Source organism: Bacillus rhizoplanae, assembly GCF_917563915.1.
Lineage (GTDB): Bacteria > Bacillota > Bacilli > Bacillales > Bacillaceae_G > Bacillus_A > Bacillus_A rhizoplanae.
In genome coordinates this window covers 1-720 of the sequence record NZ_CAKJTI010000076.1, presented here as the reverse complement: position 1 = coordinate 720, position 720 = coordinate 1, and the positions used below count along the sequence as shown (strand labels likewise).

1 protein-coding gene is annotated in these 720 nt (G+C 35.0%); it reads left to right on the top strand.

Going from position 1 to position 720, the window contains the following annotated elements; translation table 11 throughout:
• Positions 1–398 precede the first annotated feature (398 nt).
• Positions 399–701, top strand: a complete 303-nt coding sequence (locus LRP84_RS22290; RefSeq protein ID WP_230577078.1) for a hypothetical protein — start codon at positions 399–401, stop codon at positions 699–701.
• The last annotated feature ends 19 nt before the right edge of the window (positions 702–720 follow it).

Here is a 720-nt window from a genome sequence, read left to right as displayed (position 1 = left end):
AGATTCATAAAGAAACGCCATCCTTTCCTATAATTCTACAGAAAGGATAACGTCTTTTTCGCTTTATGGATAGTGCAAAATCTTAGCTTGATAGTGATGGGGTACCGCCAGCATTTTGGAAAAAACCCACGCTAAGAGCATGCAAGATTTTATACAGTTTTTCGACTAATCCAGTAACAAACGGGAACCCTGAAACCCACGCCAGGATAGGAATGTATAAAAAGTGAATAGAGTCATAGAAAAAGAAAAAGGCGGATTCCTTGTGAAAGTAGAGATCAGCCTTTTTCTTTGCTACCGATAATGAGACGTTATGTTAACCGAGCATGAATATCCTATTCATCCAAATTTGCACAAAGTTGTCTTTGCTGATGGTACAATTAGGATAACGGAGGGATATTATGGAATATCTTAATCAGCTTTATGTAATACTGTATTTTATAATCGGTATTGCAATATTCTCATTCTTCAATTCTGATTCACCAAAAACTAAGGATAAAAATCTAACATTCATAATGGTCAGTTTAGGGGTAAATCTATTCACAATTCCAGTAGCTTTTTTTATAGGTGTGATGGCAACAGACTCTCCAGATAGTACTGAACTTGATTTTTGGGGAGGGTTTCTCTTTATTCAGGCAATACCGCTCCTTATATTAATAATAGGAATCTTAAAATGGCTTATTGACAGAGGAAAAAATAAATGAGCTTATAAATAGAATTGCT

Bases quoted from the DNA above. Each gene is read 5' to 3' on its own strand.
- LRP84_RS22290 (WP_230577078.1), top strand. From the start codon at position 399: ATGGAATATCTTAATCAGCTTTATGTAATACTGTATTTTATAATCGGT.